Consider the following 21,054-nt stretch of genomic DNA (forward strand, 5'->3'; position numbering starts at 1 on the left):
TGATATCATAAATTCTATAATTTTAGCGAAGGAAAGAAGAAATCAGCGTTAGCACCACGACTACATTAGATGGCATTGCAAAATGGAGTGATCAATAAATAACCAGGTAATAGAATAATATTATTTATTAGTTTGTTTTCGGTTTGTAATATTATTTAATCGAGATGGATGAATATCATTGGTCTTTATTTACATCGACATATATAACAGACAGGGCATTACTCGCTCGAAATAATTTCTTTCTTTATGACGGATCTAGAGTAGCGATCCTTTGATGTGATTTGATGATTTCTTAATGTGTATTGGTTCTACAATTGAGTCACGTACTACTAACACACATGGTATCACTTCCGTTCAGATGGGCGTTGGTTGTTGCTATTCCCGTTCACTTAATCGAGCGATTAGGGTTGCAATAAGGCCAAGTCTTGTAAATCCTGCTTATTTTTCGGGCTTCGAAATGTAGTTCCTCCATCGAACCTTAAATTTTTTATGGATAGTGTTGTTTATTTTTTAACGTGAATTTTATAGTTCGAACGTGTACACAAAACTTAAATGAAGTGAGTTTGCTATTTGTTACTGTTCAAATCAGTCAATCTTGTGGTCATTACTGACTCAAAATCGACTAATTTGATTGTTTTTTCAAACACGGAAAGCGTGTGCTTAGTGAATATTAAGGCTGTTTATTTGTTCTGTGAAGCAAGATCACGCTACATACATGTCCCCTTGAAGCAATGTCACAAAATATTTTATAAACAAGAGGTTACAGCGAGAATTATTTTTTCGTGGCGTGTAATAATTGGGCGTTGTGTCATTTTTTGCCGATTTTTTATCCGTTAGTATGAGCCCCATATCGGCATTGTTCTTCGCACTAACTGTTCTATTTCAATGTGATGCCGGTTGTTTATTTTTCACAAGGAGTGATTTATGAAATTAAGTAGGTTTGCATTATTGGTTTCCGCTGGATTAATACTGGCTGGTTGTGACGGTGAAGATGGTAAGGATGGGGTACCGGGCGGTAATGTTGGTGTAATAAATGAAGCACCGAAAACAATCCCTAGCCTGAAGTTTTGGCATGGTAAAACCGGCTTTACGGATTTAACGGCTAAATCACGGATTATTATCAACGCTGATGACGCTAAAACGTTAGCTATTTTAGAGCACACCGCTGCGTTATTTAATGAAGACCTTCGTGCACTAAATGGTATGGAACTAGAGATCATCACTAATGGTGGTGAGGGAGAAGCGGGTGATATTGTCTATAACATCACGGGCTTTATCCCGCCAGCGCACGATCTTGAAGCGCACGATGAAAGTTATACTGTTAGTATTGATGGAAAAGTAGTGATTACGGCACCTGAAATTCGGGGGGCGGCTTATGCGTCTGCGACGCTAAAACAAATGCTATCGCAAGATGCTTATGGTAAGGATTCGCTTAGTAACGGTCTGATTCAAGATGAGCCGACCGTTCGAGTACGTGGTTTTATGATTGATATTGGTCGTCGAAGTGCCAGTGTTGAATTTCTTAAAAATTACCTACGCTTTATGTCTTACTACAAAATGTCTGAGTTTCAGCTTCATCTCAACGATAATCAAATTATTTGGGGGGATGGGATTACAGGAAGTAATTGGGCTGAAGATACATGGCGTGAAAAGGTGTATGCCGGATTTAGTGCGGAATTGAAGAACACCTATGCATTACCAGAATTGGCCAGCGTATCTTCTAAACATGATCCGGATAATAATATTTTTGTTCTCTCTCTGTCGGATCTTCAAGAATTGCGTGATATGGCAGATGCGCTAGGTATTGAGTTAACAGGTGAAATTGAAGCTCCTGCACATGCTATGTCGTTTACTAAGATATACCCGGAAATGCGTCATCCAGATATGCGTCCTGACCACCTAGATCTTGGAAGTGCCAAAACCATGGAAGTGATTAAGGCAACCTGGGATCAGCTTGCACCTTATTTCCATAATTTACACATTGGTGCTGATGAATATGCTGGTATGCCAGCGAGTGAGGATATGGATAAGGAACATCTTATCTCCGCTCAAATGGTTAACTACATGAATGAAATGAATGCTTATCTGAAAGATAAGGGTTACAACGAAATTCGTGTTTGGGGTAACTTAGGAACGATAACTAATCCTCATCGTCCTGATCTTGATAAAGATATTGTTCACCAAGTATGGGCTGGTACATTTGCTGATACTGAAAAAGCATACCGTGCGGGTTATAAATTGATAAACCTAAATGATGCCTATTATACAGTACCGACAGGTAATGCCGGTTATCCGGATACGGTGAGTCCAGCGAACATGTACAAAAATTGGCATCTAAATACGTTCTCTGGTGGCTGGCAGATTCCGGATATTAATGATCCTCAGTTCTTGGGCGGATTTGTTGCGAATTGGAATGACCTTGGTTGGTCTAAAAATTGGGCATATACCGATCATGATGTTCATGTGCGTATGCGTAATGTTATCAAGATTGCAGCACAGAAAATGTGGAATAATGAGACAGTATTGCCCTTCGAGGAATTCCAGAATTTAGCCTATACGCTGGGTGAGTCGCCAACGTTTGATCTAGGCAATCCTGCCTATGACGGTAATTTAGTTAAAGCGAAATCCGCGTATGGGTCATCATATCGCGATATTATTTATGCATTAGGTGCTGCGCCAGATAACGCCAAGTTATTAACTGTTAATTTCTTGGGCCATGCAGGAGCAGCGATTGATGGTGATCCTAAATCACGCTGGATAGCATCTAAGAAAGATGGTTCGAGCGCATGGCTGTCAATTGATTTGCATAAACCAGAGACTATTAGTCGTATCTCAATTGACTGGGGTAAAGGATGGGCTTCTAAGTATCGAATTGAAACATCGAAAGATGGTTTTTCTTGGAAAACGGCCGCTACGGCAGATGGTGCAGGGGCCATGGGTGAAGAAACCGTTTTCCCTTCTGTCGATGCTCGCTTTGTCCGGATCCAAGGCGTGACGATGGGCACAGAAGAAGCTTATCAGATTCACGAGGTCAGAATATTTAAGTAAAAAGCTAAACAATAACGTTCATCTTTAACTAAACGGAGTATCGAATGGTGCTCCGTTTTTATATATAGAATAAATATCAATTTTAAGGTGGAAATGTACAAGAATATTCATGAATTATTCATAATAATGTCTGCCATATATTTTATTCATGTTGTGAAATGTTAGTAATTGATTTTTTTGTACGGATTTGTATTTTTCATTCGTTGTGAAGATAATTAAAATCTTAGAACTCAAAAAAGTAAATATATAAAAATCAATATTGATGTAAAGTCATTTCAGATGCCTTACCATCGAATTGTAAATATATAACAAACTAAAATTGGAGATACTAAGATGAAAGATAAAGAAAAAATCATCACTATCGCAGATAGCCATACCGATGCTGAAGCTGTTATTAAAACACTTAAGAACGCAGAATATGATGTATCGAAAATCTCGATTTTAGGTAAAGGTTATCACAGCGAAGAGAATGTCTCTGGTTTCTACAATACCGGTGACCGTGTAAAAACATGGGGTACGGCGGGTGCATTCTGGGGCGGATTATGGGGTGCTTTGTTTGGTGCTGGCCTATTCTGGCTTCCAGGTCTTGGTGCAGTGATGGTTGCTGGACCTATCGTGAGTGCTCTTGTGGGAGCGGTTGAAGGCGCGGTTGTAACAGGTGGCTTGGGTGCTATTGGTGGTGCACTTGCAAGTATCGGTATTCCAAAAGACAGTATCGTGAAATACAACTCTGCTATCAAAGCTGATAAATTCCTTGTAATCGTTCATGGCGATGCTGAAGATATCGTTAAGGCTAAAGCTATTTTAGCTGACTACGACGTTGACCATATCAAAGGTTAAATTTTTCTAAAAGATCTGCTATGAAATAATTTGAGGTAACCAAAGTGTTGCCTCTTTTTTTATCCCGTCTTTTTCTCGCTACTGCATTAGTGATAATTTCACTGTTTTCAGTCAGTCTAATTTTATAGGTATGATCAAAGACTTATTTGGGTTGGTATAATACGAATATCAATCGTGATAAACCAATAATGAAGTGATTAAAGAAAGGATTTTAGCGACACTCTCATAAAAGGTGAGGGGGGAGTATCGCTCCACATCAACGTTAAGGGTTGGATTATAGTAGCCAGGTAAGGCTTAGTAGTACAACAACAGCTGACGTTGCTAGGCACATGGTTGCAACTGTTGCGATTTCACCTAGAGAAGTGGTCGCAGACGATGATACTGTTTCTACTGTCGCTGTTTCTTTAGTATCTAATGTTGATAGAAGTGCTGCGTTCATTTTCTCCACCTTGTGTAATTTGCTTTCAAAAGATAGCGCGAATTTTACTCGGAATGTGACTGTCGTCAAATAAATTGAGTAATTTAATTACGTTAATTTTTTATGTTTCAGGATTAGTAATTCTAATGTATTGTTCTCTGGCAGTTTTCATATCATGGTGTCTTAAGAAAAATTCACTATAAGTCTCACCATCGTTTTCAATCTGGATAAAGTAACCCTATTGGGAATATTCATACAAAGTAGAATATACACTTGATAAGTATCGATATTTTCAATAGAAATTAGATGCTGATCAGGTTCGACATTGAATCTATTGGTATCATACAGCTTACATTTCGTGACTATGTGAATATGGGCTACCACCTAGGGCGGTAGCATTGTGGCATAGTCAATTTAGTCACAGTATCAACAGTAACGTTGGTAAATAACTTATCAGACAAGTCAGAGATCAAGGATGACTTCGATGCATTTTCAATACATAAAAGATACTGATGTTTCAGAAGCATTGGATCGACAGATCAGACGTCTTCTTAGTACTTGTTTCGTCAAAGGTGATGATGCAGAAATATTTAGCCGCCAACGCTACTACAACGAGATGCCTCAGCATCGGTATATGCTTTGGGAAAACAATGATCTCGTTGCACATATTGCAGTACATGACAAACAAGTATTCGTTAATGGCAGCTCGCAACCTATTTGTGGCATAGCAGAGGTTTGTGTTCATCCCGAGCACAGAGGAAAAGGAGCAGTCAAACAGTTATTAGGGAAGATCCATCACGCAAGAATAGCCAATGGTGATGCATTCTCCATATTGTTCGGTGATGAAGAGGTGTATGCCTCCAGCGGTTATCATTGTATTAATAATCTTAAGGCATTAAACCTGAGTAAAGAGTGGCTGGTTACTGGGCACACGATGGTTCACTCACTGAATAAAAAGTGGCCAGATACCGAAGTAAAACTAGTAGGAGTACCGTTTTAGTCAGTCTTGCTACCGTGACTATCATTTGATAGCTGTCAAAAATAAATTGAAAAGAGTAAATAATGAAAATAGAACAAAAAAAGCGAGCGAATAAGCATACATTTACTTTTTCAGATGAGACGTTTAATTTCGCATTTGAAGATAAAAGTGGTGCTGATGATGTTGATATGAACTATGCAGATTTTCCTAAAAAGTCGTCATTGAGCATAGAACAGAATGAATGGCTTCGAAATGTAGGTTTATTATGGTGTGCTATTGGTGTATTTCAATTGGGATATGCAATATATTTTAACGCACCACTTACAGGCAAAGGTTTTTGGCTTATTGTTGGTCTGCTTTGTGTGTTTTTCGGGTATTTTTCAAAAGTAAAATATTCAGTTTTTAAAGCTGAAAGAGGTAATGTATTTGTCATTCATGATAAAAATCACGATATAATAATAAATGAGATAAATCGAAGGAAAAAGAATCAATTATTAGATTGGTATGGCGAAGTAAACACAGAAAATGAAATTGATAATGAGATAGCTAAGTTTAACTGGTTGTGTGAACAGGAAGTATTAACAAGAAAAGAGGCTGATACAAAAATTGCGGAAGCAGAATTGGCATATAAAATAAGGTCAGAAAGATCTAATGGTATGCTAAATTGAATATGGTGTATTAGTTTACTATGAATTGGTTTTTGCATAACCATCTAATTTACTTGCAATTATAAATGTTTAATTAATAAAGCAGTATTATTTATCCAACACTTGATTATGTTAAAATTAAACGTTCTATTTGGWGTTAATTGATATGATTTTGAAAACGATTCTTGGTTCTTTTTTATACGTGAAATCGTATAAAAAAGCACTTTTCCAGGCAACATTACTGCCCATAGCGATTTCACTGTTTTTAGAGTTGTCTGCAAGTTCTATCAACAGTTCATGGGTGGCATTTGCGAGTAATATCCTAATCTATGTGTTGTATTCAATCGTTGCAGTTAATGTACACAATATAGTCATTAATGGGCCTGACTCCGTACCTAAATGGGGGCGATTCAAGATTGGGGCTATTGAGCTGAGGTTTATGGGGCATGGCTTATTATTATCCATCATGTTCCTCGTGGCAGCAACGTTGGGCTCATTGCTGGGATATGCAGTTATTTTTCTTCTCATTATTACGGGGATCATTGCGTGTCGGTTATCACTTGTTTTCCCTGCAATTGCGATTGGTAAAGAGGTCTCTTTCCCTTATGCCTGGGAATTGACATCTGGCAAGACGTTATATGTATTTTGTGTAGTCGCTCTATTTCCAGTCGCTTTGGGTTTAATTCTCTGGCCGCTACAAATAATGGGGGTTCCTCAAGTGGTAATGAGCATGCTTGGTTTTTTGGTCACCATCATCACCATGACGTCCTTGTCTTTAGCGCATAAGTTACTCACTGATGATCAACCAAGCGAGTACCGCTGATAAATACTATGCAACATATTATGATACAGAGGTAAGCATCGCTTGCCTCTGTATCTCGCCTTTGTTAACTGACGGCTATTGGTTAAAGCGTGATTGCTTGATAGGCTTTTACGATATGAGCCCCTTTATTTGTATTGCCTTGCTGGATTCGGCAATAGTGACTGAGTGTTTTTTCAAGGTATAGCTCAACGGTATTGGCTTGCTCTTCAGTTGCTGACTGCCAAATCTTTTCCCCAACCGAGCTGACTTTCATGTTCTCATCCGGAGTGGATGACACATAGATGATTTCATAAAATCGCTGGTTGTCTTCTACTAGCAGTTCATGTTTTAAACTGAAATTTAACTGGGCCAGTTTTTGACGTAAAGTGAACTGATGGTGTACCGGGCACAATAGAAAATCAATCTCTAGATCAGGATAGTTACGGTGAATACGCTCGACGAATTGGGTGATTAAGTCACCCCCGACCCCTGCAATAATTACAAGATGCTTTCCTTCGTATTGCTGTAATGGTAATTCTGCCACATCAAGACAATGCGTCTGCCAGATTGAAACAGAATCAGAGTAAAAACGGTGCAGCTTTGCCTCGATGACTTGCATCAGCTCAGGCACAATATCGACAAAATGAACATATTTAGCCGCTTGCCGTGATAAAAGGGCGGTACCTAAAAAACCATGGTCACAACAACAATCCCAAATATGGTGTAGTCTGATGTTACTATTTGCTCTATGTGTTTAAGTCTTTTACTGAGTTTCAAGTGGGTCTCATCATCGGTTTAAAAAGCTGGCGTATTGTAATGGTTTTCTATGTTTTAGCGAGATTTTGTTATGCCTGATTGCGAGAGAAAATACGCATGAATTAACGGGTATCTCCGCGTTGAATTGAGGAGACTACAGCCGCTACAATGGTGATGATAAAAAGTTAATATCAGAGAGAGAAAATGCCGAAAATTGATTTCACGACAGGTGTACTTGATACGCAGAAACAAGCTGAACTAACAGCCGGTTTTGAGTCCCATAGTCAGAGACAAGAGGCTCCTCCTTATAATAAGGAACGAGTAAATTGGACGGTTCAGGATGAGCAAGGCAATCTCATTGCTGCACTAACAGCTGATATATTGTGGGGATGGCTGTATATCGATGAGCTTTGGGTTGATGAACGTTGCCGCGGGACAGGACTGGGCAAGCAACTAATGGAAAGAGCTGAAGAGTATGCAAAGACACAAGCGCTGTCAGGCTTATGGTTGTGGACACAAAGCTGGCAGGCCCCCGTATTTTATCAACGCCTAGGATTTGAAGAGTTTACTTGTTTTGAGAATTTTCCTGCAGGACATAATCGAATAGGCCTAAGAAAATATCTTTCTGAACGCTAGCAGGAAAGCAAATTAAGCAGCGAGTTTGGCGTGGGCAGAGTTTGATGAGAGGAGCTCGTGCCATTTACGATGTGTCCAATCTATTTCATGCACAAGGAGAGTTATGGAAGCACTTCAAGGTGGGCGTGATGGCCTTATTCATCGATCAGGTGATAAAGTCTATCGTCCAAGTGGATTTTGGTCGCAATCCATTCATCAACTATTTGCTCATTTACACAGTGAGCAATTTGATTTTGCTCCGCAATCATATGGTTTTGATCTCAATGGTAATGAGATCCTGTCTTACGTTTCAGGCGATGTTTATAACTACCCTTTAGTTGGTGCAGTATCAACGACAGAAGCATTATGTTCCGCTGCTGCATTGTTACGTCACTATCACGATGTGACAGTGACATTTGTTCAAAGCGAACAATGTAATAATTTAAAATGGCTTTTACCGATAAGAGAGCCACAAGAAGTCATCTGTCATGGTGATTATGCGCCATACAATGTGGCACTAAGTGGAAATACGGTTGTTGGAATTTTTGATTTCGATACCGCGCATCCAGCGCCAAGGATTTGGGATGTCGCATATGCTGTATATTGTTGGGCCCCATTTAAAACCCATGAATATGACGCAATGGGAGATGTGATGTCTCAGTCCATAAGAGCAAAACAGTTTTGTGATGCTTATGGCTTAGAAAACGTTTATCGAGAGTGTTTGGTAATGACGATGATCGATAGGATTCAAGCTTTGGTTGACTATATGCACAGTCAAGCGAGCAGCGGTAATGAGGCGTTCATTGAAAACATCAAAGATGGCCATCATTTTGCGTATCTAGCCGACATCGAATATTTAAAGCGGAATAAAGTGCAAATCACAGATAGTTTGTTTTAGTTAATGTGCTAAACAGTGATCCTTCCAGAATATGTACTCAACCTTTTAGTAGTAGGTACATAGATGATTAAGTCGCTCCGAGGGGGCAGGGAGGCTACCACGTTATGGTCATAAAGCGGTTTTTAATGTTTGAATAAGGTGGTTTTACAAATTTGTAATGATGCTTATGGAGAAGCAATATGAAGAAAATGTATATTATTTTAGGGATCCCTTTTTGCCTGTGGACGATAGTGCTGGCGTTGGAAAATGAATCAGTCAATTATATTTTACTGAATGTGTTATTGGCGATTCCTATCATGCCTACTATTTTCACTGATTTATTAGGATCGTTTACTGATGTATTCAAGGGCGAAGAGAAACAGTCTCTTCAGGATGCGATTGAAGCCGATCGTCTCGCCTCTGAAAGTGAAATGTTAAATCGCAAAATTTATGAAACAACCATTGTTGTTCAGCCCGATGATAATCAAAATCCAAATTGATATTATTAATGTGGTAAATGTCACATAGTTAGATGACATCAGCAGAATAAGTGTTCAACGGCATGACACTGCGAACACTTAGCTCTGTATGACATTATCCAAACTTTATTTTTCAGATTCAAATTTACTGAGTCTCAATTTGCTCTTATTAGCAAATGGTCCGTGAGTTTTAACAGATTGTCCATAAAAATAAGTTGCATATTCAATATTTGACTTTGTGCCCAATCCAAATTCTAGCATATATCCTAATAAGTAATAAAGTTCACTTTTATAGGAGGGATTTATTATATAGCGGGTTGGATCTCCTCGTGACTCATATCCTCCACTCATATCAAATAATTGATAGGCGCTGTCGAGATCAGGTTCATCAAGTAAACCATGATAATAAATTAGTCCAAGATAAAAGATAGCTTCACTACTAAGTGAAATCTCATCATTATTAATTTTTGCAACAACCGAGTCATAGCTGTTACCATCAGAAAAATGTTCAAATGCTAGCTTGTAATTTTGTTTAACACCTAAACCATGAAAGTAGATATAGCCAATTTCAGATGAAAACTGCTTATTACTTAATTTGTTGGCTTCTTGAAATAACCGCATTGCAGTTGAATAATCATGGTTGACTATCTCACCATGCATGTAATGCCTAGCCAGCATTTCTATGGCATCTTGCTGACGCTCAGGGTAATCCAGAATACTTTTCTGATAAGGTCGATTACTTAGGTCGGCGAGAATAGCAATAGCACGATCTGGTTGATAATCCATAGCAGGATTATTTTTAGAGTATATTCTCGAAAGAAATAATGCGGGTTTCATTCCGCCTTGTTCATAGGCTTTCTCGTAGAGTTGAATTGCCATGGTATAATCTTGATCTACAAAATTACCGTAATAATAGAAATGCGCTAATCTATTCGTTGCAATAATATCGCCATCGTTGGCATTTCTTTGCATAGTGTGAAATTGATCAAGCGTTATACCAGTAAGCTCCTCGACTAAATGCAAAGCATAATCATCACCTAGCGCATAGGCTTTTGTACACCATTGGGCTGCTGCTATGGTGTCTTGGGTTAAACTTTGTTTACAACGCTCACTGGCTTGCTCGGGGGTTAAATTAGGCGAATTAATGTCGTAGCTCCAAAATTTTGCATTAGGGTTGTAAAAAGCAAAACAAGGTAAGGAGGTAAGTATCAAAAATAAAGTGATTATTTTAATGTCCATATTTACATTGCTCTTGAGTCTTCGACTTCAGGGAGATGAATAGTATAATTTGAAAACTCTATTTCTTTCACAAATTCTCTCGCGGATTTCGTGTAATATCTTTGATTAAAGAAACTATCTGTTTCGTCTGTTCTATCATCACATTCTGTAGGAGATAAGCAATATAACCCACCACTAATCTTTATTGCAACAGCATTACTATTCATTTGTCTCACAAGACTTCTGACACCAATATCGTATTTAGACCGTCTAACGACATGCCACTTACTCATAAATGCAACAACTTTATTTCCTCTATTTACTAATGTTACCAGAGTTTTTGCCCATGATTCATTTCTTACAATATGAAGATCTTTACATGTTTTATTTTTTAGTGATTCAACTGAACACTCATCAGGGTATAAATCAAATTGTTCATAAGGTATATCTAATGGAACAATCACCATACCTAGTGATTTTGCAGTTGTGCTTATATCTTGATAGTAGTTAACATCTACATTTGACCAGTATGCTTTAAAATGATTTATTAGAGAGTCTTTACCACGACCAGTGCGATTGTATAAATCAATTTTTTCTTTTAGTGATATAGGAAGCATTTCCATTGCAAAATGGGTAAAACCCAAAGCTTTCAATGCTTTTAATGCCCTAATAAGTTCTACTTTATAGTGAGGAATTGCATGACTGGATTCACCCAAAAGAACCAGCTTACTATTCTTGACCATGTCAGCGTAATTTACAGGAAGACGTTGCTGTGTTGACATTTAACCTCCATTGAATAATGACATTATTGTAATTAATGTTCTGAAGTTTTTATTACAAAATAAACGTAAATTAATTATGCTGATATTTACACGAAATTAATTATCGGTCATCAAATGTCACCACAATACGTTGTTGCATTTCAATGGTTAGAACTACTTCACGTTTGCGTTGATGCAGGAATAAGTAATGTCAAGTAAGCTGATAAGAACCGTATCAAGATGGCATCAAACGAACCAAACAAATGAAACCTACACTGAGAATTATGTAGGTTAAATCATCATGTTATGTAATCTAACTCGCAGAAATGTAAGGTGTTTCTTTGAGTGATTTATGCAAATACCAGCAAATGAGGTAAGCCAATAAATACAAAATCGAACCTCCTGCAACAACCCCCAACCACGCACCGTGCTGCCAGCAGTAAATTAAGAAAAACCCGCCCAGACTGCCACCAACATAGTAATGGACTAAATATAAAGCGGTTGCAGTCGCTTTTGCATCAGTGGCTTTATGGCTCACCCACGCGTAGGCCAGTGAATGGGTTAAAAAAGCACCTGAGCTTATCAGCAGTAATGCAATTAACATCGCATAAATTGAATCAATGATCGCAACCCACATTCCAAGCATGCTAATCGTAACGCCGAGCACCATCCCTGAAATTGAACCGAATTTCTCTGCCCAACGACCACTCAAACGTGCGGTGACCGTTCCGGTTAAATAACAAAGAAAGATCATTGACGCATAACTTACCGGCAAATTATAAGGTGGCGCAACCAAGCGAAATCCCATTACAGAATAGAGGTTTACAAATAGAGCAAAGTTGATCCCCCCAAGCAGCATTGCGAACCACAGAACAGGTTGGTGAAGATGGTAAATTACCGATTTTGTATGTTGTTTCAGCTGTCCTTTTTTAGCGACAAAGTGTTGTTGGTGTGGCAATAAATAGTTGACTAATAAGGCGCCTAACAAACTGAATATCGCCATGCCGATGACAGCAGCATGCCAACCAAAATGCTCAGTCATGAAGCCGCCGTATAAACGCCCTGAAATACCGCCCAATGAATTTGCACTGATATAGCTGCCAACGGCAAGTATTAAGGCCGAGGGGGTAAATTCTTCCGCCATATAAGCCACCGCAACAGCGGCAAACCCAGCCAGTGCCGCGCCCATCAAGCCTCTTGCAATGGTTAACCAAAACAGATTCTCTGCAAAAACCATCGCCATACCAATTACGGGCAGTAAAAACAGGCTCACCATCATGACCTTTCGTCGGCCAATGATCTCAGATCCCACCGCCCAAGGGACTAAGGTTATGGCTAACATCAGAGTGCCACCAGCTAACAGCCAATTGATTTGCGTTTCTGTTACAGCGAAATGATGCGCCATAACAGGCAGCATAGGCTGAAAAAGATAGAGATTGCAAAACACCAGAAAAGAGCCTAACGTTAAGGAAAAACTGGCTTTTCGATAGGCGGGGGTATTTTTTTCGATCATAGTAAAGCCCAACAGGCTGTAAAAACTACTATAAAAGTAGCAATTTACTCACTATAGTTAAAATATATAATAAATATCAGCTCTATAAGCAAAAGTTATAGTTATGGATACGCGACAACTGACCTATTTTCATGCTTTAGCCGAAACGGGTAACTTCACTAAAGCGGCAGAAAAATTACACATTGCTCAACCTGCACTGAGTGTGGCGATCAAAAAATTTGAGCAGCAGTTAGAGTTAGATTTATTTCACCGTAATGAGCGAAAAATCACCTTAACCCATGAAGGTGAAGTACTGCTGGAACATGCCAAAATTATTCTGCAGCAGTTAAAAGATGCGAATACCGCAATGGCAGAATTGCGAGGATTAGAAAAGGGTGAAGTAAGATTGGGCGTACCGAGTATGCTTGGCTCGTATTTTTTCCCTCAGATCTTAATGGGATTTAAAAGCCGTTATCCGAACCTTAAGTTGACTATGGTAGAAGCGGGAACGCAATCAATTCGTAAGATGCTACTGGACGGTGAGCTTGATTTAGGGGTGATCATTAATGAAAATGTCCCTGATTCTCTTGTTGTCGAGCATTTGCTTACCTCCCAGATGGTTGCTGTTGTAAGCCCTGAACATCATTTTGCTCAGCAAGGTTCCGTTAGCTTCGCTGATTTCTTCCAACAAGAGATGGTGATGTTTAAAACCGGTTATTTTCACCGTGAATTTATCGACAGAGTGTGCAGTGAATATCACCTCGCACCCAAGATCTCATTTGAAACTAACTTGCTACCCATGATTTTAAATATCGTTCGCCACGATTTCGCCGTATCAGCACTGTTGGAATTGGTGACAGAACATGAGTCAGGTGTTGTTGCTGTGCCTTTTCAAACGCCGGTGTATTTAGATGTGGCGATGGCATGGCGTAAAACGGGTTATCTATCGCTAGCAGAAAAAACCTTTATGAATTTTATCAAACAGCACTGTATTCATTAAATGTAAAGCCTGAGCATAATTCCTCAATCGGCAAGCTTTTACACAACATTGACAAGATTATAAGCGTGGACTTAACTTCATTTTGACGTATTAGACTTCGACGTTAAATTCTGGCCCAACTACACGAATATTACGACGGTGACGGAAAAATACTATTTATAGAGGGATTACAAATGAAGAGTGTTATTCTTTTTATCATGATGACCTCAATGGCTTTTGCCTCGGATGATACCTCAGTTGAACAACCTGTCAGACAAATAGTGTTTAAGAATGTCGACATATTTAATGGTATTGAAAATAAGTTGTACGAAAATCACCATGTGTTAGTTGAAGGGAATATCATTAAAGCCATTTCAGCTGAGGCTATTAATGCTAGAAGCGATGCGACTGTTATCGATGGTACGGGAAAAACGCTCACTCCTGGTTTTATTGAAAATCATGCACACTTGATGTTAATGGGGCCGAATCTACCAGCGATGGAAGCCGATAAGACCTGGGAAGATTTTGCCATCCATGGCGCCCGAATGGCCGAGATGTATCTGATGCAAGGTTTCACCACCGTGCGGGATGCGGGTGGTGCAAACGGTGGTTTGAGAAGAGCCATTGATGCGGGAGAGATTGTTGGCCCTCGTTATTATCCTTCGGGCGCATTTCTCAGCACACGTGGTGGTCACGCTGACTTTGCAAACTATTCAGCGCCAGTTGGTGCAGAAACAAACTTCGGTCGTCTAAATCTCTCGCAGGAAGTTGACAGCGTTGCAGAAGTCAAAAAGTACGCCAGAAACAACTTCCGCATGGGGGCAACGCAGCTGAAATACATGCAGTCTGGAGGTGTGGTATCTGCATTTGACCCTTGGCAATTACTGGCGGGATCTCCTGAAGAAATTGAGGCTGCAGTTGCTGTCGCCGAAAGCTATGGCAGTTATGTGATGGCTCACTCTTATCGTAAAGAAGCGATTCTTGGCGCACTTGATGCGGGTGTCATGTCCATTGAGCACGGCTTCGCTTTTGATTGTGAGATTGCCAAAGTTATGAACGAGAAGGGCGCATTTATAACCACCAACCTGACAGCCTTTGACCCTGGCCTTTTAGATATACCAGCAGTAAAAAATGTACCTTCTAGTTTAGCGAAAGCTAAATCCGCGACCGAAGCGTTTAAAGATTACATTCCGAATATGAAAAAGTGTCCGGTTAAACGTGGATTCCAGACTGACTGCGTCGGCTCTGTCGATGCCTGTAATATCCAGATCGCTTATGAAAAACACTTAAACAACGCATTTTTTGGGCCTTATGAATCTTTGAAAACAATGACATCCGTCGGTGGGGAAATAGCGAAGCTAACAGGCGACTTCACCAACCCTTACCCTAAAGCGAAATTAGGGGTAATTGAAACGGGCGCTTATGCCGACATCCTTGTGCTAGACGGCAACCCGCTGAAAGATTTTTCTGTGGTTGGCACTGGCGACAAATGGTTTGACGCGGATAAGCGTCCCGAGAGCCCAGAGACGATTCAGATCATCATGAAAGATGGTGTTATCTATAAAAATACGCTCTAGCTTAACTTGCCTCTACGTATTGCTGTAACAGAATTAGATGTAAGGAAGCATAGTGTTGAGAATCGTTATTTTATTACTATCCGCGCTGGCATCGTTAGGTAGCTTTGCCAGTGAGCCCATCACGCTTGATTGGCAACAACTAAGGCCTGAACCTTCCCAAAATCAGGTTACCCTTCCAGATATTAGTGATGAAAATAGGCTTCAGCTTCAAAAAATACTCATACTGACGCACTCCGGTAACCCGCATGATCTGGAGCGAATAAAATCAATAAAAATGCAATTAAAGTCAGAAGGCGTCGATGCCGATGAACTGCTTACATTGCGAGATGCGTATATACAAACGCAAAAATTGGCCGCTGAAACCATCATTACGGAGTTCGATGGTAAAAACGTTCGAATCCCTGGCTTTCTTGTCCCCATAGAGTTCTCTGGCGCGATGGTCACGACCGATTTTCTACTCGTACCTAATGCTGGCGCGTGTATACATATGCCACCACCTCCTGCAAATCAGATTGTCCGTATATCTTTCCCTGAGGGGTATAAGATGAAGAATGTTCAACACCCAGTCTGGGTGGAAGGAACTCTTACCTCATTGGTCCAATCGGAAGACATCTACATGGTCGATGGCAGCAGTAACATCACCATGGGGTATCATTTGGATGCATCAACAGTGGTTGATTATCAATAAGTAAAATACATCCAATATTAAATAACAGCGTATTTTGAATGAAAGAATGATTTGGGCGGGGAGGTGTATGCCACAGACAAAGATCAATCTAGCCGGACTCTTGGTTGCGTCGTTGCTCTCAACGGTCGTCTCGGCGGCTAATTTTGGCGGCCCGGATTCTGTGGACAATACTATTTCAGAGCAGAGTGCGGAGAAACGTACTTGGCGTGACGATCTTGTGCAAAATGGCGTAACTCTCGGTATTGATTATAATGCAGTCGGGTTTATTTCAGCCAATGGCAGCGAAGGCAATAGTGTTAGCACCCGTGGTGGCGTTGCTCGTTTCTATGGGCAGTGGGATGCTGTGGGGCGAGATACACCCAATACGGGTAGCTTAGTATGGAAGATTGAACACCGTCATGCCTACTCTGATTATCCACCTAAAGACTATGCTTTTCTTTCTGGCTTCGAAGGCAAAGAAGGTTTGGGCTACATTGGCCTCATTCAGCCAGCATTTAATGATCAAGGCGGTCGCCTTACTAACTTTTATTGGAAGCAGCGTATAAACGGTGGTAAAACCTCACTTATCGTCGGCTTTCAGGATGTGACAGACTACGTTGATGCCTACGCCTTGGCAAGCCCATGGACGGCATTCTCCAACCTCGCTTTCCAAACCGGGGCAGGGGCGATGGGGCTGCCGGATGATGGGTTATTGTCCCTCTCTGCTGGCCATATGATCACCAACAATGTGTATGTTGTAGCAGGCGTCGCAGATGCCAATGGCCGATCGAACATTGAAGACGTGCTTGAAGGCTTCGATACGTTGTTTAACGACCACGACTTATTTACTTCGCTGGAGCTCGGCTGGACAGCGTCTCAAGAACAGATCTATACCGATAATATTCACCTGACCTACTGGCATATCGACCCAACATTTAATGACGACGGCAGCGTCAGACACAGTGCGTTTGCAAGTCAAGGTTTGAACTACTCGCTGAGTTATTTTGTTACGCCACATCTCATGCCGTTTTTGCGCGGTGGCTTCTCTTTTGAGGGCGATGCGGCCCTGTATGAGACCTCGGTCTCGGCTGGATTGGGCTATTTTGCACTAGGTGCCCCCAACAATAATCTTGGCTTTGCGGTTAACTGGAGTCAGGCAAATAAAGATGCGTGGGGAACGAATGACAGCCAATTGATCATTGAGGCCTTCTACAACATACAAATAGGGGATTACATCCAGCTGACACCGGACCTGCAATGGATTAATAACCCTCTGCTTTCTGATGAGAGCAACGCCTTTGTGCTTGGGCTCAGAGGACGAATATTCCTTTAATTTCACGGATTCTGTGTAGTCTTCCAATACAATTCAGACGCCCATTTTTATACGGACGTCATCTAAAGCACAAAATTCACAGTAATGGCGACAAAGGCGTGATCACTGGCTTGCTTGTCTCGCTCAAAAATCGGATTGATGAGGTGATCATCTAAAACGTGATAATTGCTAATATCAGCCAATGAATATTGAGAATCTGTCTGAAATTCCTGTGAGAGCAAGATGTAGTCTAAAACATTCCCTTTAGCGAAATGATAGTGGGTTGGGGTACGCGCGATAACCTGTCTATTATCACTTGGTACTGAATCGTCATTGAGCAGATTCGCACTATAAATATGCCAGCTATCTTGTAGCTTAAGCTGTTCAATGTCGTGATTTATTGTTTTTGTTAGCTGGCCAGTGATATCGCTGCTTAATGGTTGGTTCATATCACCGACTAAAACGGTCGGAATAGGGTGGCGCTGGTATTGCTGCTCCATAAATAAACGTAACATTACCGCTTCCCATCCGCGTTGTTGGCTTGATAACCACTGGCCAATCAGTGCATGTGCATGTTCACCACCATGGCTCTCTGTTGCACGTTGCGACTTCAAATGACACACGTAAACGGCCACTTCACCAATGATTGGCACATTCACCACCGTATAAACGGGCTTACGACTGAACGCTGGCACCAATGTCTGGTAGTTCTGTTGTATGCAATCTAAAGGCGTCACGGCTTTGATATGGGTGATCGGGTATCTTGATGCGATAGCCACAACAGGTTGAGAATAGATATAGCCGTCTTCTATATTAGGTTGGTCAACACAGGCAAAATACGGATAACCGAGTTGTTCGAACATTGCTCGAGCAGCATCAATACTGAACACTTCTTGTATGCCAACAATATCAGCGTCCAGCTTGTTGATTTGATTCTTCGTCCATCGGCATTTTTCTTGCCACGCATCGCGCTCATAGATGTTTTCAAACTCATAAAACGCACCGGGTGGTTCAATGAAGTTGAATAGATTGGCGGTAGCAAAAGTGAGTTTCTTATCGGTAAGCAATGTTTGACCTTACTGGCAACAGCTAGATATTCACAGTGATAGCGCTAGTGTAATAAAAATAGGCACCATTTACCCTTTGTATTTATCGATAAGTTTGTTGTTTGTGTCTACCAGACAATCCTACATCGAGAGCTGTTTGCCACTGAGCTGATAGCGATGGGCTGCGTTCTGTATGACAAACTAGACAGCGATCAAAATACCAATTGTTTCAACTGGTATTATACAGCCCACATTCATCAGTTTGGACGCGGGGCCATTACCCGAGGGCGGCAGCGTGTTTATTGCTTGTGCTATGAGAGCCGTCATGTACTGGAGCCTGATGAGTGGGCGTCGATGCTTTTTCTAACGTGGCAGGGATAACACCATGTGTATATTTGAAATGCTTGATGGTTTGGCCATTTCATATCAGAAGTATGACCATGCTCCAGTTTTTACCTGCGATGAGGCAAATAGTCTAAATCTTTATATCCCTGGCGCTAAAACTAAGAATCTGTTTTTACGCGACCGAAAAGGGGAACGCCATTTTTTAGTTGTCGTTTCAGATGAAAAACAGATAGATTTAAAATATCTATCTGAACATCTTAATGTTAAACGTTTAAGTTTTGCCTCGGCTGAGCGGTTGAGTAAATATTTGCGAACGGAGCCTGGTTCTGTTTCAATTTTAGATGTTATTAATGATCATCAAGGCTTAGTTGAACTCATTATTGATCAAGATGTTTGGTCGTCATTAGCGTTACAATGTCATCCATTTGTTAATACCATCACACTGGTCATTAATCTCAAAGATATCGAAAAGTTGCTTGAGCATTTTGGGCGAACGCCGAAGATAATAATGGTTTAAGTGTCATGGCGGACTTCTTCAGACGGCTTGATGGGCAGACATTTTGGATCTATCAATTCTGGCAAAAAACAAACGAGATCAGATCTTATGGATAAAGGGATCATAATTGATATAAATGGTATTCCCACAAAAATTGAATATTCTGAGGGGAGTACGCATATCGTGGGCTTGATGGACAGACCTTATGGCGCTATCAAATCCGGCAAAAAAACAATAGAGATCAGAGCGAATAGTGATGAGCATCCTTTTGATTATTCCATAGTCAAAGCCAGTCACATGCTACGTTTTATCAATGAAAATTCCGGTGAAGCCATGGATACAAAGGTTATCCGTGTCACTCATTACCCCAATGTAAGAATTCTATTTGAAACGGAAGGCACTGAAAATACGTTATCTGTCCCTTGGAGTGTGGAGGAAGGAATTGATCTTATCCATAGTTTTTCTGGATACAAAGAAAGTATTAAGAAATACGGCGTGTATGCAATAGAGATCGATGCGACGTAAAGCGCCTGACAGATAGTTATGTGTTACGTTGCTAACTGAGTCAAGTTGTCGGTCGTAGAAAATCGATTATGACCATCGAATTGATAATTGTCGAAACGACAGCTGAATAGTAAATAAAACTGCCCATACAGTATAAATCGTCTTGAATACCGTGATAAATGTATGACAAAGTAGACAGCAATCAAAATACAGATAGATATCAACTGATATCATACGCCGTACATTCATCAGTCCGGACGCGGGCCATTATCCGAGGGCAGTAGCATATATAAGCTGTTGTGTGCTAAGTCAAAAATCAAGATTGTTTCATTCGGATAGATGCTGTCAGGGCTTATGTATCATCAATATGAAGGAGAATCATTGTGACAAAGTGGCAGGCTGTCATGTGGGAAAAAGCTAAATCTCAGGGGGTCATTCGCTATGTCATCATATACGGCATGCTGCTTTGGGGTATTCCAATGGTACTGATGATGGGCTATATGAACGACACATTTTCTCAGGGTTTATTCACACAGAAAGCGTTAGTTCATACATCACTCTGGTTAATCATTGGGTTACTATTTGGCGGCATCAATTGGTTGAACCTAAAGCGTCAAGCTAATAAGGCAAAATCACGCCCATAATAAATATGATTACGTGTTGCAGCTTACATATAGCCAATCTGTTGAATAAGTCCAAGCTTCTTTATATAAGGAAATATTGCGAATAGAGCTGAAGTGGTGATAGACATACGTGCTGGATTGAGCCGTTCATTTATATTTATAACCAATTAACCTGGATATTGAAACTTAGTGCCTATCCCAGTAGGTAATAACGGTTGAACTATAATTAGTACCAACGTGATCAAAATGTGGTACTGATTATGGCTGTGACATCAAATCCAAAGCTTTGGGAACTCACAGATGAAATGTGGGCAAAGATTGAACCGCTTATCCCCACACCAAAAGACAATCATCCATTAGGTACTCACCGTAAAAGGGTTAATGATCGTGCAGCGATGTCAGCTATTTTGTTTGTCATGTCCACGGGGTGTCAGTGGAATGCTCTTAATAAAACAGGGATTTGCTCATCAAGTTCAGCCCACCGTCGGTTTCAAGAATGGCGTGATGCAGAAGTATTTGAGCGTCTTTGGCAAAATGGTTTGTTAGAGTACAGAAAGCTCAATAGAATCGATT

At 40.5% G+C, this 21,054-nt stretch carries 21 protein-coding genes and 1 pseudogene; 16 read left to right on the forward strand and 6 right to left on the reverse strand.

The annotated features are described in order from the left end of the window. The first annotated feature begins 924 nt into the window (after positions 1 to 924). The gene (locus L4D12_RS23640; protein WP_428450285.1) at positions 925 to 3,048 is read left to right on the forward strand and encodes a glycoside hydrolase family 20 protein; all 2,124 of its coding nucleotides are present in this window, start codon (positions 925 to 927) and stop codon (positions 3,046 to 3,048) included. A gap of 333 nt (positions 3,049 to 3,381) precedes the next feature. Further along, entirely contained in the window at positions 3,382 to 3,888 is a 507-nt protein-coding gene (locus L4D12_RS23645; RefSeq protein ID WP_428450286.1) for a general stress protein, read from the forward strand. A gap of 274 nt (positions 3,889 to 4,162) precedes the next feature. Here the strand turns inward: L4D12_RS23645 and L4D12_RS23650 are convergent, their stop codons facing one another. Beyond that, positions 4,163 to 4,327, reverse strand: coding sequence for a hypothetical protein (locus L4D12_RS23650; RefSeq protein ID WP_428450287.1), 165 nt, complete (start codon positions 4,325 to 4,327; stop codon positions 4,163 to 4,165). 463 nt (positions 4,328 to 4,790) lie between these two features. Between L4D12_RS23650 and L4D12_RS23655 the strand changes: the two genes are divergently transcribed. The 3 genes from L4D12_RS23655 (at position 4,791) to L4D12_RS23665 (ending at position 6,755) form a co-directional block, all read left to right on the forward strand. Continuing rightward, entirely contained in the window at positions 4,791 to 5,306 is a 516-nt protein-coding gene (locus tag L4D12_RS23655; protein WP_428450288.1) for a GNAT family N-acetyltransferase, read from the forward strand. 62 nt (positions 5,307 to 5,368) lie between these two features. Then, positions 5,369 to 5,953, forward strand: coding sequence for a DUF308 domain-containing protein (locus tag L4D12_RS23660; RefSeq protein WP_428450289.1), 585 nt, complete (start codon positions 5,369 to 5,371; stop codon positions 5,951 to 5,953). 145 nt (positions 5,954 to 6,098) lie between these two features. Beyond that, positions 6,099 to 6,755: a hypothetical protein gene (locus L4D12_RS23665; RefSeq protein ID WP_428450290.1), complete on the forward strand. Its 657-nt coding sequence runs from the start codon at positions 6,099 to 6,101 to the stop codon at positions 6,753 to 6,755. An 82-nt stretch (positions 6,756 to 6,837) separates the two neighbouring features. Here L4D12_RS23665 and L4D12_RS23670 read toward each other — a convergent pair. Further along, a pseudogene (locus L4D12_RS23670) lies at positions 6,838 to 7,511 on the reverse strand (tRNA (adenine(22)-N(1))-methyltransferase). Positions 7,512 to 7,694: 183 nt separating this feature from the next. Between L4D12_RS23670 and L4D12_RS23675 the strand changes: the two are divergent. The 3 genes from L4D12_RS23675 (at position 7,695) to L4D12_RS23685 (ending at position 9,482) form a co-directional block, all read left to right on the forward strand. Further along, positions 7,695 to 8,126, forward strand: a complete 432-nt coding sequence (locus L4D12_RS23675) for a GNAT family N-acetyltransferase (protein ID WP_428450291.1) — start codon at positions 7,695 to 7,697, stop codon at positions 8,124 to 8,126. A gap of 103 nt (positions 8,127 to 8,229) precedes the next feature. Further along, positions 8,230 to 9,003 (forward strand): aminoglycoside phosphotransferase family protein, encoded by a 774-nt coding sequence (locus L4D12_RS23680; RefSeq protein WP_428450292.1) that lies wholly within the window; start codon positions 8,230 to 8,232, stop codon positions 9,001 to 9,003. Between the two features lie 179 nt (positions 9,004 to 9,182). Continuing rightward, positions 9,183 to 9,482, forward strand: a complete 300-nt coding sequence (locus tag L4D12_RS23685) for a hypothetical protein (protein ID WP_428450293.1) — start codon at positions 9,183 to 9,185, stop codon at positions 9,480 to 9,482. Positions 9,483 to 9,587: 105 nt separating this feature from the next. Here the strand turns inward: L4D12_RS23685 and L4D12_RS23690 are convergent, their stop codons facing one another. The 3 genes from L4D12_RS23690 to L4D12_RS23700 form a co-directional block, all read right to left on the reverse strand. After that, positions 9,588 to 10,700 carry a tetratricopeptide repeat protein gene (locus L4D12_RS23690; protein ID WP_428450294.1) on the reverse strand — a complete coding sequence of 371 codons (1,113 nt, stop codon included), beginning with the start codon at positions 10,698 to 10,700 and terminating at the stop codon, positions 9,588 to 9,590. A gap of 2 nt (positions 10,701 to 10,702) precedes the next feature. Further along, positions 10,703 to 11,461: a hypothetical protein gene (locus L4D12_RS23695; RefSeq protein ID WP_428450295.1), complete on the reverse strand. Its 759-nt coding sequence runs from the start codon at positions 11,459 to 11,461 to the stop codon at positions 10,703 to 10,705. 292 nt (positions 11,462 to 11,753) lie between these two features. Beyond that, complete coding sequence (locus L4D12_RS23700; RefSeq protein ID WP_428450296.1) at positions 11,754 to 12,953, reverse strand: MFS transporter; 1,200 nt, start codon at positions 12,951 to 12,953, stop codon at positions 11,754 to 11,756. A 103-nt stretch (positions 12,954 to 13,056) separates the two neighbouring features. Between L4D12_RS23700 and L4D12_RS23705 the strand changes: the two genes are divergently transcribed. From L4D12_RS23705 to L4D12_RS23720, 4 genes are all read left to right on the forward strand, one after another. After that, complete coding sequence (locus L4D12_RS23705) at positions 13,057 to 13,932, forward strand: LysR family transcriptional regulator (RefSeq protein WP_428450297.1); 876 nt, start codon at positions 13,057 to 13,059, stop codon at positions 13,930 to 13,932. A gap of 200 nt (positions 13,933 to 14,132) precedes the next feature. Further along, complete coding sequence (locus L4D12_RS23710; RefSeq protein ID WP_428450306.1) at positions 14,133 to 15,488, forward strand: metal-dependent hydrolase family protein; 1,356 nt, start codon at positions 14,133 to 14,135, stop codon at positions 15,486 to 15,488. 52 nt (positions 15,489 to 15,540) lie between these two features. Continuing rightward, a complete protein-coding gene (locus tag L4D12_RS23715) occupies positions 15,541 to 16,176 on the forward strand; it encodes a DUF3299 domain-containing protein (protein WP_428450298.1) in 636 nt (211 codons plus the stop codon). A 67-nt stretch (positions 16,177 to 16,243) separates the two neighbouring features. Then, complete coding sequence (locus L4D12_RS23720) at positions 16,244 to 17,488, forward strand: carbohydrate porin (protein WP_428450299.1); 1,245 nt, start codon at positions 16,244 to 16,246, stop codon at positions 17,486 to 17,488. A 62-nt stretch (positions 17,489 to 17,550) separates the two neighbouring features. On the opposite strand, the gene L4D12_RS23725 is transcribed toward L4D12_RS23720, so the two are convergent. Then, positions 17,551 to 18,534, reverse strand: coding sequence for an endonuclease/exonuclease/phosphatase family protein (locus tag L4D12_RS23725; protein WP_428450300.1), 984 nt, complete (start codon positions 18,532 to 18,534; stop codon positions 17,551 to 17,553). Between the two features lie 364 nt (positions 18,535 to 18,898). On the opposite strand from L4D12_RS23725, the gene L4D12_RS23730 reads away from it, so the two are divergent. The 4 genes from L4D12_RS23730 to L4D12_RS23745 all read left to right on the forward strand — a co-directional run. Next, on the forward strand, positions 18,899 to 19,375 hold the full coding sequence (locus L4D12_RS23730) for a prolyl-tRNA synthetase associated domain-containing protein (RefSeq protein ID WP_428450301.1): 477 nt from the start codon (positions 18,899 to 18,901) through the stop codon (positions 19,373 to 19,375). A gap of 87 nt (positions 19,376 to 19,462) precedes the next feature. Then, positions 19,463 to 19,879, forward strand: coding sequence for an ASCH domain-containing protein (locus L4D12_RS23735; RefSeq protein WP_428450302.1), 417 nt, complete (start codon positions 19,463 to 19,465; stop codon positions 19,877 to 19,879). 362 nt (positions 19,880 to 20,241) lie between these two features. Then, positions 20,242 to 20,502, forward strand: a complete 261-nt coding sequence (locus L4D12_RS23740; RefSeq protein WP_428450303.1) for a hypothetical protein — start codon at positions 20,242 to 20,244, stop codon at positions 20,500 to 20,502. Positions 20,503 to 20,741: 239 nt separating this feature from the next. Then, positions 20,742 to 21,054: transposase (locus L4D12_RS23745; RefSeq protein WP_428450304.1), on the forward strand; the 313-nt coding region annotated here is incomplete at its 3' end.

The sequence above is a fragment of the Photobacterium nomapromontoriensis genome, assembly GCF_050336815.1.
Classification (GTDB): Bacteria; Pseudomonadota; Gammaproteobacteria; order Enterobacterales; family Vibrionaceae; genus Photobacterium; species Photobacterium nomapromontoriensis.

Coding starts and splice junctions, on each gene's coding strand:
- L4D12_RS23640 (WP_428450285.1), top strand. CDS start 925: ATGAAATTAAGTAGGTTTGCATTATTGGTTTCCGCTGGATTAATACTG.
- L4D12_RS23645 (WP_428450286.1), top strand. CDS start 3,382: ATGAAAGATAAAGAAAAAATCATCACTATCGCAGATAGCCATACCGAT.
- L4D12_RS23650 (WP_428450287.1), bottom strand. CDS start 4,327: ATGAACGCAGCACTTCTATCAACATTAGATACTAAAGAAACAGCGACA.
- L4D12_RS23655 (WP_428450288.1), top strand. CDS start 4,791: ATGCATTTTCAATACATAAAAGATACTGATGTTTCAGAAGCATTGGAT.
- L4D12_RS23660 (WP_428450289.1), top strand. CDS start 5,369: ATGAAAATAGAACAAAAAAAGCGAGCGAATAAGCATACATTTACTTTT.
- L4D12_RS23665 (WP_428450290.1), top strand. CDS start 6,099: ATGATTTTGAAAACGATTCTTGGTTCTTTTTTATACGTGAAATCGTAT.
- L4D12_RS23675 (WP_428450291.1), top strand. CDS start 7,695: ATGCCGAAAATTGATTTCACGACAGGTGTACTTGATACGCAGAAACAA.
- L4D12_RS23680 (WP_428450292.1), top strand. CDS start 8,230: ATGGAAGCACTTCAAGGTGGGCGTGATGGCCTTATTCATCGATCAGGT.
- L4D12_RS23685 (WP_428450293.1), top strand. CDS start 9,183: ATGAAGAAAATGTATATTATTTTAGGGATCCCTTTTTGCCTGTGGACG.
- L4D12_RS23690 (WP_428450294.1), bottom strand. CDS start 10,700: ATGGACATTAAAATAATCACTTTATTTTTGATACTTACCTCCTTACCT.
- L4D12_RS23695 (WP_428450295.1), bottom strand. CDS start 11,461: ATGTCAACACAGCAACGTCTTCCTGTAAATTACGCTGACATGGTCAAG.
- L4D12_RS23700 (WP_428450296.1), bottom strand. CDS start 12,953: ATGATCGAAAAAAATACCCCCGCCTATCGAAAAGCCAGTTTTTCCTTA.
- L4D12_RS23705 (WP_428450297.1), top strand. CDS start 13,057: ATGGATACGCGACAACTGACCTATTTTCATGCTTTAGCCGAAACGGGT.
- L4D12_RS23710 (WP_428450306.1), top strand. CDS start 14,133: ATGACCTCAATGGCTTTTGCCTCGGATGATACCTCAGTTGAACAACCT.
- L4D12_RS23720 (WP_428450299.1), top strand. CDS start 16,244: ATGCCACAGACAAAGATCAATCTAGCCGGACTCTTGGTTGCGTCGTTG.
- L4D12_RS23730 (WP_428450301.1), top strand. CDS start 18,899: ATGTGTATATTTGAAATGCTTGATGGTTTGGCCATTTCATATCAGAAG.
- L4D12_RS23735 (WP_428450302.1), top strand. CDS start 19,463: ATGGATAAAGGGATCATAATTGATATAAATGGTATTCCCACAAAAATT.